The 15,120-nt window shown below is 59.4% G+C and carries 15 protein-coding genes; 4 read left to right on the forward strand and 11 right to left on the reverse strand.

Features of this window, described 5'->3' with window-relative positions:
* Positions 1 to 34: 34 nt before the first annotated feature.
* The 8 genes from EAH74_RS24575 to EAH74_RS24610 form a co-directional block, all read right to left on the reverse strand.
* Complete coding sequence (locus EAH74_RS24575) at positions 35 to 403, reverse strand: glyoxalase superfamily protein (protein ID WP_140681704.1); 369 nt, start codon at positions 401 to 403, stop codon at positions 35 to 37.
* A 120-nt stretch (positions 404 to 523) separates the two neighbouring features.
* A complete protein-coding gene (locus EAH74_RS24580; protein ID WP_140681706.1) occupies positions 524 to 1,981 on the reverse strand; it encodes an N-acyl-D-amino-acid deacylase family protein in 1,458 nt (485 codons plus the stop codon).
* A 1-nt stretch (position 1,982) separates the two neighbouring features.
* Complete coding sequence (locus tag EAH74_RS24585) at positions 1,983 to 2,843, reverse strand: MurR/RpiR family transcriptional regulator (RefSeq protein WP_140681708.1); 861 nt, start codon at positions 2,841 to 2,843, stop codon at positions 1,983 to 1,985.
* Positions 2,844 to 2,858: 15 nt separating this feature from the next.
* The gene (locus tag EAH74_RS24590; protein ID WP_111450494.1) at positions 2,859 to 4,208 is read right to left on the reverse strand and encodes a GntP family permease; all 1,350 of its coding nucleotides are present in this window, start codon (positions 4,206 to 4,208) and stop codon (positions 2,859 to 2,861) included.
* Positions 4,209 to 4,498: 290 nt separating this feature from the next.
* Positions 4,499 to 5,944: a SulP family inorganic anion transporter gene (locus EAH74_RS24595; RefSeq protein ID WP_140681710.1), complete on the reverse strand. Its 1,446-nt coding sequence runs from the start codon at positions 5,942 to 5,944 to the stop codon at positions 4,499 to 4,501.
* Positions 5,945 to 6,153: 209 nt separating this feature from the next.
* On the reverse strand, positions 6,154 to 7,047 hold the full coding sequence (locus tag EAH74_RS24600; RefSeq protein ID WP_140681712.1) for an NAD-dependent epimerase/dehydratase family protein: 894 nt from the start codon (positions 7,045 to 7,047) through the stop codon (positions 6,154 to 6,156).
* 103 nt (positions 7,048 to 7,150) lie between these two features.
* The gene (locus EAH74_RS24605; RefSeq protein WP_140681714.1) at positions 7,151 to 8,062 is read right to left on the reverse strand and encodes a LysR family transcriptional regulator; all 912 of its coding nucleotides are present in this window, start codon (positions 8,060 to 8,062) and stop codon (positions 7,151 to 7,153) included.
* Positions 8,063 to 8,207: 145 nt separating this feature from the next.
* Positions 8,208 to 8,798 (reverse strand): NAD(P)H-dependent oxidoreductase, encoded by a 591-nt coding sequence (locus EAH74_RS24610; protein ID WP_140681716.1) that lies wholly within the window; start codon positions 8,796 to 8,798, stop codon positions 8,208 to 8,210.
* 160 nt (positions 8,799 to 8,958) lie between these two features.
* On the opposite strand from EAH74_RS24610, the gene EAH74_RS24615 reads away from it, so the two are divergent.
* Positions 8,959 to 9,273, forward strand: coding sequence for a putative quinol monooxygenase (locus EAH74_RS24615; RefSeq protein WP_123365397.1), 315 nt, complete (start codon positions 8,959 to 8,961; stop codon positions 9,271 to 9,273).
* Here EAH74_RS24615 and EAH74_RS24620 read toward each other — a convergent pair.
* Positions 9,263 to 10,027, reverse strand: coding sequence for a sulfite exporter TauE/SafE family protein (locus EAH74_RS24620; protein ID WP_140681718.1), 765 nt, complete (start codon positions 10,025 to 10,027; stop codon positions 9,263 to 9,265). The genes EAH74_RS24615 and EAH74_RS24620 overlap by 11 nt on opposite strands.
* Positions 10,028 to 10,250: 223 nt before the next feature.
* On the opposite strand from EAH74_RS24620, the gene EAH74_RS24625 reads away from it, so the two are divergent.
* The 3 genes from EAH74_RS24625 to EAH74_RS24635 all read left to right on the forward strand — a co-directional run bounded on the left by EAH74_RS24625 (position 10,251) and on the right by EAH74_RS24635 (position 12,192).
* Positions 10,251 to 11,135: a LysR substrate-binding domain-containing protein gene (locus EAH74_RS24625; protein ID WP_140681720.1), complete on the forward strand. Its 885-nt coding sequence runs from the start codon at positions 10,251 to 10,253 to the stop codon at positions 11,133 to 11,135.
* A gap of 45 nt (positions 11,136 to 11,180) precedes the next feature.
* Positions 11,181 to 11,756: an NAD(P)H-dependent oxidoreductase gene (locus EAH74_RS24630; RefSeq protein WP_140681723.1), complete on the forward strand. Its 576-nt coding sequence runs from the start codon at positions 11,181 to 11,183 to the stop codon at positions 11,754 to 11,756.
* Between the two features lie 64 nt (positions 11,757 to 11,820).
* A complete protein-coding gene (locus tag EAH74_RS24635) occupies positions 11,821 to 12,192 on the forward strand; it encodes a MerR family transcriptional regulator (RefSeq protein WP_140681725.1) in 372 nt (123 codons plus the stop codon).
* A gap of 31 nt (positions 12,193 to 12,223) precedes the next feature.
* On the opposite strand, the gene EAH74_RS24640 is transcribed toward EAH74_RS24635, so the two are convergent.
* Positions 12,224 to 13,633: an amino acid permease gene (locus tag EAH74_RS24640; RefSeq protein ID WP_140681727.1), complete on the reverse strand. Its 1,410-nt coding sequence runs from the start codon at positions 13,631 to 13,633 to the stop codon at positions 12,224 to 12,226.
* 88 nt (positions 13,634 to 13,721) lie between these two features.
* The gene (locus EAH74_RS24645) at positions 13,722 to 15,035 is read right to left on the reverse strand and encodes an OprD family porin (protein WP_140681729.1); all 1,314 of its coding nucleotides are present in this window, start codon (positions 15,033 to 15,035) and stop codon (positions 13,722 to 13,724) included.
* Between the last annotated feature and the right edge of the window lie 85 nt (positions 15,036 to 15,120).

Below are 15,120 nucleotides of genomic sequence, written 5' to 3' on the forward strand. Positions count from 1 at the left end.
CCTGACTGAAACGCTTCCCAAAAGCCCTATCCGTTCAAACACTGATCGCATTGGTAAACACCAACCGATTCCCGAACGGATCACTGATCGTCATGTCCTGGCTCCCCCAGGGCATGGCCTGGATCTGTGGGTGCGAAAACTTGTATTCCTTGGCGAGCAGTTGCTGCTGAAACGCCTCCAGCTCGTCCGTCTCGATACGTAGTGCCGAACCCGGCGAGCTGTCGCCGTGATGCTCTGACAAATGCAGCACGCATTCTCCTCGGGAAACCTGAAGGTACAGCGGAAAATTCGGCTCGAAGCGATGTTGCCAGTCGATCTTGAACCCCAGGAAGTCGACGTAGAACTCCAATGCCTTGGTTTCATCGAAAATCCGCAGAACCGGGGTGGTTTTGCCGAAGCTCATGGAGTTGCTCCCAGACTGATAAGGCCCAGAGTGTAGCCGGGCGAGATGTCAGCGCTTCGGCTTGGTAATGGCTTTCTTTAGTCTCAATGTGCCATCACTGTGACGCAGCACTCGGAATGCTTACTGAAATCCATCACGCAAGTCCCCTTGCCGCGCCAGAAACCGCCCTTCCCTTCTTCCATTTGCCTGACCTTCGCTGTAACTCAAAACACCATTGATCCACACCCCATCAATCCCTTCCGCCGCCCGTTGCGGATCATTGAAATCCGCCACATCGCGGATGGTCACAGGATCGAACAACACCAGATCCGCCCAATGTCCTTCACGGATTTCGCCACGTTCCTTCAATCCAAATCGCGCCGCCGACAACCCGGTCATCTTGTGCACGGCGGTGTGCAGCGGAAACAGCCCCACGTCGCGACTGAAATGTCCGAGCACCCGTGGGAAAGCGCCCCACAAACGTGGATGCGGAAACGGGTCTTCCGGCAAGCCGTCAGAGCCGATCATCGACAGCGGATGCGCAAGGATTCTTCGTACGTCAGCCTCGTCCATTCCGTAATACACCGCGCCGGCCGGTTGCAGGCGTCGAGCGGCGTCAAGTAGCGGCACGCCCCACTCGGCGGCGATGTCCATCAGGTCACGGCCACCCACTTCAGGGTGCGGCGTTGACCAGGTGATGGTGATGCGATGAGCGTCGGTGACTTGCTTGAGGTCCAGCGTCGATGAACTCGCCGCGTAGGGATAACAGTCGCAGCCTACCGGGTGGGTTTTCGCCGCGTGTTCGAGGGACGCTAGCAGTTGCGGACTGCGCCCCCAGTTACCCGCGCCTGCACATTTGAGATGGGAAATGATCACCGGCGATTTCGCGTGGCGGCCAATCCGGAATGCTTCGTCCATGGCCTCCAGCACCGGCTCGAATTCGCTGCGCAAATGGGTGGTGTAGACCGCGCCGAAGGCGGTCAGCTCTTCGGTCAATTGCATCACTTCATCGGTGGAAGCCGAGAACGCGTTGGCATAGGCAAGCCCCGTGGACAGACCCAACGCTCCGGCCTCAAGACTCTCGCGCAGTTGCTCGCGCATCGCGGTGATTTCATCGGGTGTTGCGGTTCGAAACAGGTCGTCGAGGTGATTACTGCGCAGCGCCGTGTGACCGACCAGTGCAGCCACGTTCAGCGTGGTGTTCGCCGCTTCGACGGCAGCGCGGTAGTCGCTGAACCTTGGATAAACAAACGCCGCGGCGGTGCCGAGCAGGTTCATCGGGTCGGGCGGATCGCCGCGCAAACTCACCGGAGAAGCACTGATCCCGCAGTTGCCGACAATCACCGTGGTCACGCCCTGGCTGAGCTTGGGCAGCATTTGCGGCTGGCGGATCACCACGGTGTCGTCGTGGGTGTGCACGTCGATGAAACCTGGTGCCAACACGCGACCGGCGGCGTCAATTTCTTCGGTGGCGCTGGCATCGTGCAAGTTACCGATACGCTCGATGCGGCCGTTCAGAATCGCCACGTCGGCGGGATAACCGGGCGCGTTGCTGCCATCGATAATCAGGGCGTTGCGGATCAGCGTGTCGTACATCATGTCAGTCTCCCAGCGGCAAGTGATCGTCGCCGCCGCGGTAATCGTCCAGGGCGAGTTTGATCCGCCGCAGACGCTCTTGATTGTCTTCAGGATTGGCCAGCGCCAGCTCGGTGGCGAGTACGTCGATGGCCAGCAACATGCCGTAGCGCGCCGCCGTGGGTTTATAGATGAACGAGGTTTCGACACCTTGCAGCGGCAGCAGCACATCAGCCAGTTGCGCCAGCGGCGAGTCGGCCCGGGTGATGGCGACAATTCGTGCGCCGTAGTTGCGCGCCAGCTCGACGGCCTCGAGCAGTTCGGGCGTTAGGCCGGTCAGCGAACAGGCAATGACGGCGCGCTCGGCATCAAGGCTGGCGGCGGTGACGCGCATCATCACCGGGTCGTGACACACCGAAATCGGGTAGCCGAATCGCACCAGCCGCACTTGCAACTCATCACTGCACAAGGTCGAGCAACCCCCCATGCCGAAGGCGTGAATCATCCGCGCCTTACCCAGCAGCTTCACCGCATCGGCGAAACGTGATTCGTCGAAGGCCGACAGATGCTGGCGCAAGGTCGACTCGATATCGCCAACGATCTGCCCGTAAAACGCCGACTGCTCGGGCGTGCCCGCCGGGTCCAAAAAGCGACTGCCGACACCGCTGGCTTGAGCCAGTTGCAGGCGCAGATCGCGCAAATCGCGACAGCCAACGGTGCGGGCAAAACGCGAGAGTGTGGCGGTGCTGACTTCCGCTCTCAGCGCCAGCTCATCGAGACTGGCGGCGGAAGCAAATCCTACGTCGTCGAGCATCAGCCGAGCGATGCGTCCTTCACCCGCGCTGAAGGAATCCTGACGGGCGCGGATCTGGTAGAGGATGTCCATGGCGGGCGGCTCCGGCTAAAGCAGGTAAGAAAGGCCAACGGTCAGACCGAAGGCGACGACCGAGATAATGGTCTCGAGCACCGTCCAGGTCTTGAAGGTCTGGGCGACGGTCATGTTGAAGTATTCCTTGATCAACCAGAAACCGCCGTCATTGACGTGAGAAAAGATAACCGACCCCGCGCCTGTCGCCAGCACCAACAGCTCTGGATGGGGATAACCCAGACCAATGGCCACCGGCGCGACGATGCCCGACGCGGTGGTCATGGCCACCGTGGCAGATCCGGTGGCGATGCGCATCAATGCAGCGAACAGCCAGCCCATCAACAGCGGCGACAGGTGGAATACCTGGGCCAGGCTGACGATCTGGTCGGTGACGCCAGCGTCCACCAGAATCCGGTTCAAGCCACCGCCCGCGCCCACCAGCAAGGTGATGCTGGCGGTCGGCGCCAGGCATTCGTTGGTGAATTTGAGGATCGATTCGCGGTTGAAGCCTTGGGCCAGGCCAAGCGTCCAGAAGCTCAGCAAGGTCGCCAGCAGCAAGGCGATCACCGAGTTGCCGATGAACAACAGAAACTGATTGAAACCGCTGCCCGGCGTGGAAATCAGATTGGCCCAGCCACCGATCAGCATCAGCACCACCGGCAACAGAATGGTCGCCATGGTGATGCCGAAACCCGGCAGGCTGTCGCGCGGTTCACGCTCAAGGAACTGACGCTCCAGCGGGTTATCTTCCGGCAGTTGAATGCGCGGCACGATGAACTTGGCGTACAGCGGACCGGCGATAATCGCGGTCGGAATCCCGATCAGGATCGCGTAGAGCAAAGTCTGCCCCACCGAGGCCTGATAGGCCTGCACTGCCAGCATCGCCGCCGGGTGTGGCGGCACCAGCGCGTGGACCACCGAGAGCCCGGCCACCATCGGCAAACCGACCATCAGAATCGACACGCCCACGCGCCGTGCCACGGTAAATGCAATCGGCACCAGCAGTACAAAACCGACCTCGAAGAACAGCGGCAGTCCTACAAGGAAAGCGATGCAGACCATCGCCCAGTGCGCATTTTTCTCACCGAAGCGGTCGATCAACGTTCGCGCCATCTGCTCGGCGCCGCCGGACTCGGCCATCATTTTGCCGAGCATCGTGCCCAGTGCGACCACCAGCGCGATATGGCCCAGCGTCTTGCCGACGCCCGCTTCGTACGCCCCCACCACGCCCGACGGCGGCATTCCGGCCAGCAGCGCCAGGCCGATGGACACCAAGGTGATGACAATGAACGGATTGAGTCGGTAACGGGCGATCAGAACGATCAACGCGATGATGGCGATGGCGGCGTAAACCAGCAGCCAATAGCCGAAGGACGGTGTCATGCGGTACTCCTCGAAAGGGTCACGTCGAATGGGTTGTGAAACTCATAAAACATTTCTAGGTGTGATTTTCAAACGGAGTGAAAGTAATTTTCGTAGAGGGATAAGAGATGTCGCGCAGAGGTATGGGAGGTCGTAGGTCATGAAAATCGGACAGGGGAACTTTCATCGCCCCCACACCGATCGTTCCCACGCTCCGCGTGGGAATGCATCCTGTGACGCTCTGCGTCACGACTTACGAAGAGCGTCCCGGGCGGCATTCCCACGCGGAGCGTGGGAACGATCGATCACCCTCAGTCGTGATTCACGCGGGCGCGCTTGAGCAGTTTTTTGCAGCGTTCGGACAAGTGCAGCACGCGCAGGTGCTTGCCGGCCTTGGCATAGCGCTCTCGCAGCACATTCAGCGCGGCGATGGCCGAGTAGTCGACGAAGCTCAGGTGGCGACAGTCAAGGGTCACCTGGACCGGGTCGTTGGCGTGATCGAACTGTCGGAGGAAGGCCGTGGTAGAGGCAAAGAACAAGGTGCCATGCACGCGGTAAAGCTTGCTGCCGTCGGTCTCCAGATGACTGTCGGCGTAAAGTTGCCGGGCCTGCTGCCAGGCGAAGTTGAGCGCCGCAATGATGATCCCGCAGAGCACGGCGGTGGCCAAATCGGTGAACACCGTTATGACCGTTACCGCGATGATCACCAACACATCATTCAGCGGCACTTTGTTCAACACCCGCAGCGAGGCCCAGGCGAACGTCTGCTGCGACACCACGAACATGACCCCAACCAACGCGGCCAGCGGGATGCGTTCGATCAGCGGCGACAAAAACAATATGAAAAGCAGAATCAGCACACCGGCCACAATACCGGACAGCCGACCGCGACCACCGGAACTGAGGTTGATCACGGTCTGCCCGATCATGGCGCAACCGCCCATACCGCCAAACACCCCGGAGACCATGTTGGCCGCGCCCAGCGCCACACACTCGCGATCCGGGTAACCACGACTCTCGGTGATCTCGTCAGTGAGGTTCAGGGTCAGCAGGGTTTCCAGCAAGCCGACCAACGCCATCAATATCGCGTAAGGCGCGATGATGCGCAGGGTTTCCAGGCTCCAGGGAATGTCTGGCAGCGCAAAGGTCGGCAAACCGCCGGCAATGTGCGCCATGTCACCCAAGGTGCGGGTTGGCAGACCGAGCAGATAAACCGCCAGTCCAACGCCCAGAATCGCCACCAGCGCCGGCGGCACGGCGCTCGTCAGGCGCGGCAGCAAGTAAACGATGGCCATCGTCACGGCAACCAGCCCCGCCATCAGGTACAGCGGCGTGCCGCTGAGCCAAACGTCACCGCTCTTGAAGTGTTCCAGCTGCGCCAGGGCAATGATGATCGCCAAACCGTTGACGAAGCCGAGCATCACCGGGTGCGGCACCATGCGCACCAGCTTGCCAAGCTTCAGCAACCCGAACGCCAGCATGATCAACCCACCCAGCAGCACGGTGGCCAGCAAGTACTGCACGCCGTGCTGCACCACCAACGCAACGATCACCACGGCCATCGACCCGGCAGCGCCGGACACCATGCCCGGCCGGCCGCCGAAAAGCGCGGTCAGGGTGCAAATGATGAAAGCGCCGTAAAGCCCCATCAATGGATTGAGGTGCGCAACCAGCGCGAAGGCGATGCATTCGGGTAGAAGAGCGAAAGACGTGGTGAGCCCGGCCAGGGTATCGGCGCGCAGATGTTTGGGTTTCATGGCTGACCTAAAATACAGGCGGGAAAAGAGGGGGCGGATGTTACGGAATTGAGGGCGGCCCGGCCAGTTGTTGGGACTTCAAAAATGCATTCGCGAGCAGGCTCGCTCCCACAGTGGATCTTCGTCGGACACAAAATCTGTGTCCTGTGCAGATCAAAATGTGGGAGCGAGCCTGCTCGCGATAAACGATGACGCGGTTTAAAGCGAACTCACACCATCTCGTCACGAATCCATTCAATCACCGATGTCCGCTTCGGCGCCCAGCCCAGCAACTCCCGCGCCTTTTTACCGCGAACCCGACTGTTGGAGCCCAGGCCATAGTTGGCCATTTCATAACCCCACTCGGCTTCGGCGTCCTTCAGCGGCCAATCTTGTGGTTCACCCAGTTTCAAAGCTTCGGCAATCGCAGTGGTCATGTCGATGAACGACGCTTCACCGCTTTCGACGAAGTAGAAGGTGCCCGGTACGTTTTTGGTCAGCGCCAGCAGGTACAGGGAAACCACGTCTTCGATGTGCACGTTGGACCAGATGTTCTGGCCGGTACCGACATGCCGGACCACCCCACTTTTACGCGCCTGTTTCAGCAAACGTGGAAGCTGCACGCTGTCACGTTTGACGCCCAGGCTGTGGCCGTAAATCAGGGTGTTGCAGATCACTGCCGAGTTCACCCCGTCCTTCGCTGCGGCGAGGATCAGGTTGTCGATGGCCACGCGAGCAGCCTTGTCGACGGTAGGTGCCGGCAGGTTGTCTTCGTAATAGATAACGTCGCTGGATTTGCCGCCCGACGCATCGCCAACAATGCTCGAACCGCTGGTGTGCAGGAACACTTTGTTGGAACCGCGAAGTGCATCGAGCATCGCTTCTACCGCGCCGCGATGGTCGCTGCTGGCGGCGTTGATCACGGCGTCGGCAGCCCGGGCCTGTTCCGCCAGCAATGCGCTGTCGTCAAGCGTGCCGAGCACCGGGGTGATGCCCAGAGCGCTCAGTTCATTGGCTTGTTCGGCGCTGCGCACCAGACCGGTGACCTTGTGGCCGGCACGGACCAGACCCGTGGCGATGGAGCCGCCGATAAAACCGGCTGCGCCGGTGACGAATACGTTCATGGAGAAACTCCCTGCGTTAATAAGTGATGCAGCCAGTATCGAGGACCGATGCCTGCGGAAACAGACAGCGTTGCCCAATTCACTCTTGCGCAGGGGTCACGAATCAGCCCTTGAAATCGGCGTTCGCGTAAGCCGCCAATTTGCCCTGGATAAAGTCCAGGAAGCATTGAATCCGTAGCGCAAGTTGCGAGTTACGGTAGTACACCGCGTTGATCGGCTGACGATAACCGCTGTTGAAATCCGCCAGCAGCACCTGCAAACGGCCGGCGCGGATGTCATCAATCGTCATGAAGTGCGACAGGCAGGCAATGCCCTGACCTTCCAGCACCAAGTGCCTGATCGTCTCGCCGCTGGAGGCGCTGATCGACGCCTGAATCGGCCAGCGGTCGCCATGCACGTAGCGCAGCGGCCATTGGTTGAGGCCTTCGTTGTTGGTAAAGCCCAGCAGCGTATGCCCGGCCAGGTCTGCCACCTGCGCAGGTACGCCGTGTTTTTCCAGGTAAGCCGGGCTGGCGACGATGTGCAGCGGACTGCATCCCAGGGAGCGGGCATGCAGCGTTGAGTCTGCAAGCGTGCCGATACGGATGGCGATGTCGGTGCTTTGCTCGAGCAAATCGATGATCAAATCGTTGCTGTTGAGTTCCAGCTGGATGTCCGGATAGAGCCGGCGGAACTCGTCGATGTACGGCACGATGGCGTGCAGCATGAACGGCGATGCGGCATTGATTCGCAGACGCCCGGACGGGGTTTGCTGACGTGAGGTCAGGCGCTCTTCAAGCTCGTCCATCTGATCCAGAATCAGCTTGGCGTGCTCGAAGAAGTACTTGCCCTCTTCGGTCAGGTCCATGCGCCGCGTGGTGCGATTGATCAGCGTGGTATCGAGTTTCGCCTCCAGCCGCGACAGCGTACGGCTGACTGCCGAAGGCGTTTGCCCGACCTGTTCGGCCGCAGCGGAAATCGATCCGCACTCAATCACGCAGACGAATATCTGCAACTCATCGGATCTGGCTTTCACGTGTGTCCTCTTTCGCGAATGGGCGTGACATGAATCGCCAAGATCGCAGCCTTCGGCAGCTCCTACATCATTATGCGTACACCTGTAGGAGCTGCCGCAGGCTGCGATCTTTCCCGCCGTTGCGACGGATAGTAGCCCGAAACGCTTACGCCGGCAGACCGAACACCTCGATCAAATGCTGCTCATAGCGTGCGACATCGGCTTCGACATTCGGGCGCTTCATCACGTCAACGCACAGGAACGTCGACAAACCGGTCATGCCGAGGAAGGTGTTGGCCTTGTGGAACGGGAAGTACACCGCGTCCACGCCCTTGGCTTCGAAGAAATCGGTCGGGTCGTCGAAGGCTTGCTGCGGTGCGTTCCAGGTCAGCGAAAGCATGTACTGCTTACCTTGCAACAGGCCGCCACTGCCGTACTTTTGCGAGGCATCGGAACGGGTGCGGCCGTCGCTGGCGTAAAGGCTGCCATGGCCTTCGGTGAAGACTTCGTCGATGTACTTTTTCACGGTCCAGGGCGCGCCCATCCACCAGCCGGGCATCTGATAAATGATCACGTCGGCCCAGAGGAATTTGGCGACTTCTTCGGCGACGTCGTAACCCTCGTCGATGAAGGTGGCTTTCACGTCGACACCGCCGCGATCCAGCACGCTCAGCGCGGCTTCATGCAGGGTGGCGTTGTAACGGCCATCGGAGTGGGCAAATTTTTTGCCGCCATTGAGCAACAGGACTTTTTTCATGAAAGGTCTCGGAAGGTTGGAATTCGATGACGGCAGAGTATCGATCTGCCTCGCGCGGAATAAGCGCCTGATTCACAAAATTCATTTGACCAATACGCACGAATCGACAGGCGATTGTTGCCATACACTTGCGCCGATTTTGAATTTGAGGAAATTTCTGATGAGTGAAATGCAAGGCTTCATCCTGCACGCCAAGACCCGCCCGGAAAAATCTGACGCCTTTGAAGCGTTTTTCAGCGCTTATGTGGAAGCGAGCCGCGCCGAGCCCGGTTGCATCGAGTACCACATGCTGCGCGACAAACAGGACCCGACGCTGTTTATCTTCTACGAGATCTGGCAGTCCCAGGCTCACCTCGACGTGCACTCAAACCTGCCGCACATGAAGCAATTCCTCGAGCAGCGCGATGAGTATCTGGAACGGGATTTCGATATCCGCGCCATCGAGATGCTTAGCCCGTCGTCCGCTACCCGCTGATCAACAAGTGGCCGCCGAGCACGCCCAGGCCGATGAAGAACACACGCTTGAACAGCACGGCGCTGATCCGCTGGCGCAGCCATTGCCCCAGCAACATGCCGAGCACCGCCGGGATCAGCGCCAGCAACGACGCCGTCAACTCGCCACCGCCCAGCGCACCGCGCCATAACAGGCCGGCAGCCAGGGCCAGGGTCGAGACGGTGAACGACAATCCCAGCGCCTGCACCAGTTCATCCTTGCTCAGGCCCAGCGCTTGCAGATAAGGCACGGCCGGAATCACGAAGACGCCGGTGGCCGAGGTGATAACGCCCGTCAACAGGCCGCAAAGCGGACCGAGCCAATGCTCGGTGTGACGGCCGACACGCAAGGTCGGCAGAAACAATCCGCTCAACGCATAGAGCAACAGCGCAGCGCCCAATCCCCGCACGACCCAATGACCACCGGCCATGCCGATCCACAGCGTGCCGGCCCCGGTGCCGATGAAAATTGCCAGCAACATCGGCCACAGGCGTTTGAACAATCCGAGTAAATGCCCGCCGAATGCCAGTTGCCAGACATTGGTGAGCGTCGCGGGGATGATCAACAGCGCGGCAGCCTGTGTCGGGGCCATAGCCAGACCGAGCAAACCCATCGCGATGGTCGGCAGGCCGAGGCCGATCACACCCTTGATCATGCCGGCCAGCAGAAAGGTAGCGATGACCATCAATGAAAGGGCCATACCGAGGTTTTGATAGAACGCGGCGAGAGTATTCATGGCGCTATCCTGGGCCTGGATTGGCTGCTTGAAAATCTGCCATATACTGAGGCAGCCTCTTGTTCAGCAAGAGGCTTAAGGCTTCGTCGTTTTTACTGACGCCTTCGCGAGCAGGCTCGCTCCCACAGGTGACCGCGTCGTCCGGGCTGACTCGGTCTACTGTGGGAGCGAGCCTGCTCGCGAAAGCGTCCTATCAGGCAACACCTATTCCGAGCTTGCTGCGATGCACTTCGACCTGACCGACCTGCGCCTCTACCTGAACATCCTCGACAGCGGCAACATCACCGCCGGCGCCGCTCGCAGTCATCTGTCCCTGGCGGCGGCGAGTGCGCGCATCCGCGCCATGGAAGCTTCACTGGGGATCGAGTTTCTCGAGCGAGGTCGCCGCGGTGTCAGCCCGACCCCGGCCGGCAAGGCCCTGACGCAACATGCCCGTGTCCTGCTGCAACAGGCCGAACGCATGCAGCAGGATCTGGCCGAATACGCCAACGGCGTCAAAGGCCAGGTGCGGCTGCTGTGTAACACCACAGCGATGACCGAATATCTGCCGGAGTTGCTCGCGGACTTTCTTCGCAGCCACCCCAACCTCGACATCGATCTGCAAGAACTGCCCAGCGCTCGCATCACCCACGCCTTGCGCCAAGGTGCGGCAGACCTGGGCATCGTCTCTGACGCCGTGGACACCGATGACCTGCAGACCCGCCCGTTTCGCGACGATCCACTGGTGCTGATAACCCCCCGCGATCATCTCTTGGCACACGCAGGGGTCGTGAGCTTCAGCGACACCTTGCACCACGACTACGTTGGCCTGAACGCCAACAGCGCGTTGGCGGTGTACCTGGAAGAACAGGCGCTGCACACCGGGTCACGCATGCAAATCCGCATCCGCGCCGAAGGTTTCGATGGCGTGATGCGCATGGTCGCTCGGGGGGCCGGGCTGGCGATCGTGCCCCTCGCGGCGGTTGAGCGCTGGCGTGGCGAACAATCCTTCAAGAGTCTCGCCCTGCAAGAACCTTGGGCCACGCGCAAACTGTTGCTCTGTGCTCGGGAGTTCGCCGCCTTGCCCGGTTACGCCAAGGCCTTGCTGCATGCCTTGACTCTCCCCTGAGGGGCAGACTTTACCCTTGAGCTTTCATCTTCAAGGAACGAGACGATGGGCAAACGAATTCTGGTGATTCTCGGGCATCCGGCGAGCAACAGTTTCTGCGGCGCACTCGCCGAATGTTACGCCCAGTCAGCGGTGCGCGCCGGGCATGAGGTGCGCCAGTTGTTTCTAGGTGCAATGGACTTTGACCCGGTGCTGCGTGAAGGTTATCAACAGACCCAGCCACTGGAAGTCGACTTGCGCCGCGCCCAGGCGGACATTGTGTGGGCCGAGCACCTGACACTGGTTTATCCGATCTGGTGGGGCGGAGTTCCGGCGTTGCTCAAAGGCTTTTTCGATCGGGTGTTCCTGCCGGGTTTCGCTTTCAAATACCGCAAAGGCAAAGCCTTTCCCGAAAAACTCCTGCAGGGACGAAGCGCGCATTTGCTGGTGACTATGGACACGCCGTCCTGGTATTACCGCTGGATCTATCGCATGCCTGGACTGCATCAGGTACGCAAAACCACCCTGGAATTCTGCGGCATCAAGCCAACCAGGACCCTCACCTTCGGGCCGATTCTCGGCTCCAAAGCAGCGCAACGGGAGACGTGGCTCAAACAAGCGAACGCTATCGCCAGCCGTTGAATCTCCCGGATAATGCGCTGGTCTTTTGGGGCGCACTCCGGGACATTCAAAAAAGGGATTTTTCATGTACATCGGCAAAGCTGCGCGGCTGTCGGGAAACACAGTCAAGAGTATCCGCCACTACGAAGCCATCGGCTTGTTACCGCCCGCACAGCGCAGTGGTAAATACCGGATCTACAACCAGCAAAGCGTCGAACTGTTGATCTTCATCAAGTGTGCTCAACAACTGGGATTCAGGCTCAAAGAGTTGCAGGCGATGTTTCAACAACACCGGGGCGAGGCACTTCCGTGGGAGCTTGCTCGAGTAGCCATAGCCGACAAGAAACGCGAACTGATGGACAGTATCGGCGCACTGCAGCAACTCCATTACGGGCTGGAAGCCTTCGAGGCGAGCCTCAAGAGTGCTCAGGATCAATGCCGGCTCGGCAGTCTGTGAAAACCACCGGCCGACACCAGGCATCTCCTGTCTAAACCTTTGGCTGCGGACTCAATGCCCCGGCCGCCTTGGGTTTTCTGAAAAAGAGGCCGTAGACAACCGTGAGAACCAACAGGAAAGGCACACCGAACACCAAGGTCATCTTGAAGGCTTCGGTGAAGTAGGTGGTGATCATCACCGCGCCCATCAGCACCAACCCCAACAATGTGGTGTACGGGAACAGGCGCATACGGAAAGACAGTTTTCGTTCGCCATTGCGCTCGTGGTAGCGACGGAAACAGTAGTGCGTCAGGAAGATCATGAACCAGGTGAAAATGGCGCCGAACATGGAAATCGCCATCATCAAGGTGAAGGAGCTTTCCGGGTACAGAACGTTGAGCAAGGTCGCCAGGGCAATGCCCGAACTCGACAGCAACAAGGCATTCAGCGGGATCCCGGTCTTGCTCAATACGCCCATGGATTTGGGTGCATAGCCGCCACGGGACAGGCTGAACATCATGCGCGTGGTGATATAGAGCTGGCTGTTCATCGCCGACAACGCCGCGATCAGAATCACGAAATTCATCACCCCGGTTGCGCCGGGAATGCCGATGGTTTGCATGACCGTGACGAATGGGCTTTGGGCATGGCCAGCCTGAACCCACGGTACGATGGCCAACATCAGCGCCAGGGTCAGCAGGTAAAACACCACCAACCGCACGATAGTCGCGCGAAAGGCCTTCTTCACTGCCCGCTCCGGGTCCTGTGCTTCACCGGCGGCCACCGCGATCATCTCAACGCTCAAATAGCTGAAGATCGACACGATCACCGCGATCCACATCCCTTGCAGACCATTGGGGAAAAAGCCTCCATGGGCCGTGTAATTGTGCACACCGTAATCCGCGTTACCGGAACCGAATACCACGTACACCGCGAGGATGATAAAACCGACAATCGCCCCGATCTTGATGGTCGAGAACCAGTATTCGAAGGTGCCGAATGTCTTCACGCTGATGGCGTTGAGTACGATCAGGATGCTGGAAAACGAGACGATCCATATCCACTCCGGCACGTTGGCAAACCAGTACTTCATGTACATCGCCACCGCCGTCACTTCCGTGCCGACAGCCAGCACAATCGCCGCCCAATAGGCATAGCGCACCAGAAATCCGGCCAATGGGCTGACATAGAATTCGGCATAGGCGCCGAACGAACCCGAGGTCGAATGGGCGACGGTCATTTCCGCAAGACAGCCCATCAACAGCAGGGTGATGATCGCGCCAATGGCGTAGCTGAGCAGTACGCTCGGCCCGGCATAGCTGATGGCGTAGGCGCTGCCCATAAACAGTCCGGTGCCAATCGCACCGCCAATGGCGATCATGCTCATCTGGCCCGACGTGAGCTGGCGCCTAAGGCCTTGCTCACGCTTGGATATGCTTTCAAAACCGCTGGTATCGGTCATTTTTCCGTCCTCTGAATATTGTCTTTCTTGAAGAGAGCAAGTCGTTGTAATTACCCGTGGGGATCAGCCACACACAGCAGGGCACTGATCAGAAAATACTCAGCGGATACTCGATGATCACCCGGACTTCGTTGTTGTCGGTGGTGTCCGCGAGGGCCACCTGAGCGGTCGAACGCACACTGGCCTGACGCACTCGCACCGACAGATCCCTGGCCTTGCCTGATTGCACGACGTAACGCGCTTCAATGTCGCGTTCCCAGCGCTTGCCGTCACTGCCGTAACGTCCATAAGCGCCATTGGCCCCGCCGTCGTAGTGGCTGTCGTCGATATGGTCACCGCTGACGTAACGCGACATGAAACTCAGGCCCGGCACGCCGAAAGGAGCCATGTCCAGGTCATAACGCAATTGCCAGGAGCGCTCGTTGGGGGCGTTGAAGTCGAGGACTTGAATCGAGTTGGCGAGAAAAATCGAAGTACCCGGCTGCTGATCGAAACCCAGATAGTCGAACGGCTCATCGCCATCGACGCGTTGGTACGCCAGGGTCAATCGATGGGCGCCGACCTTGTAGGCGGCGGACAGGGACCACGTGGTGTTGTCGATCTTGCCGGCCAGACTCTGACCAGTGTCATCGGTGCGGTAAATATTGAGATCCAGGTTCAGCGACTGGTTTTCACTCAGCGCGAAGCTGTAGTTGGTATTGGCGTAGTACTGCCGCCAGATATCGGTGAATTGCGAACCGTACAGGCTGACGTTCAATTGATCACTCAGGGCGTAGCTGCCGCCCAGATAATCGACACTGCGGGTTTCCACCCCGGCATACAGTGCCTTGAGGGCGCCATCGTCGTTGGTCGAGGTACTGTCGTTACCAGAAGTGAAGTGCCCGGCGTCGAACATCAGCCCTTTCAATTCGCTGCTGGTCAGCTGAAAGCCATTGGCCTGAGGGGTGAACAGTCGCGCATTGCCGGTACCGAATACCGGGTTAAGCGGGGTCAGGTTGCCGTACTTGAGTTCGGTCTTCGAGATCCGCGCCTTGAGCGCACCGCCCGCTTCGGAATACTCATCCTCGGGGCGACCATCGGAATCGACCGGCAGCAAACCGGTGCCGGTTCGGCCCCTGCCGCTGTCGAGTTTGATGCCCAGTTGCGCATAGGCATCGATGCCGAAACCCAACGTGCCCTGGGTATAGCCGGAACGGTAATCGAGCATGATCCCGTGCGCCCACTCGTCCCGATAGTTCTGACCGCCAGGATTATTGAGGTTGTTGCGGTAGAAATAGAAGTTACGGTTAGTCAGTGTCAGGCTGCTGTCTTCGACGAATCCAGTGTCGGAGGCGGCGCAGGCCATTTGACCGAGACAACCAGTGATGGCGAGCGGCAAGGCGGGCCAGAGGGACAGTTTCATTCTGCGTGCTCCTTATTATTGTGTTTTCACAGAACTTTTTATTGGAGGCGACCGAAAGCCTGCTACCGGTGAAATCCGGCAGCAA

It is taken from the genome of Pseudomonas mandelii (assembly GCF_006438925.1).
In the GTDB taxonomy this organism is placed as follows: Bacteria; Pseudomonadota; Gammaproteobacteria; order Pseudomonadales; family Pseudomonadaceae; genus Aquipseudomonas; species Aquipseudomonas mandelii_C.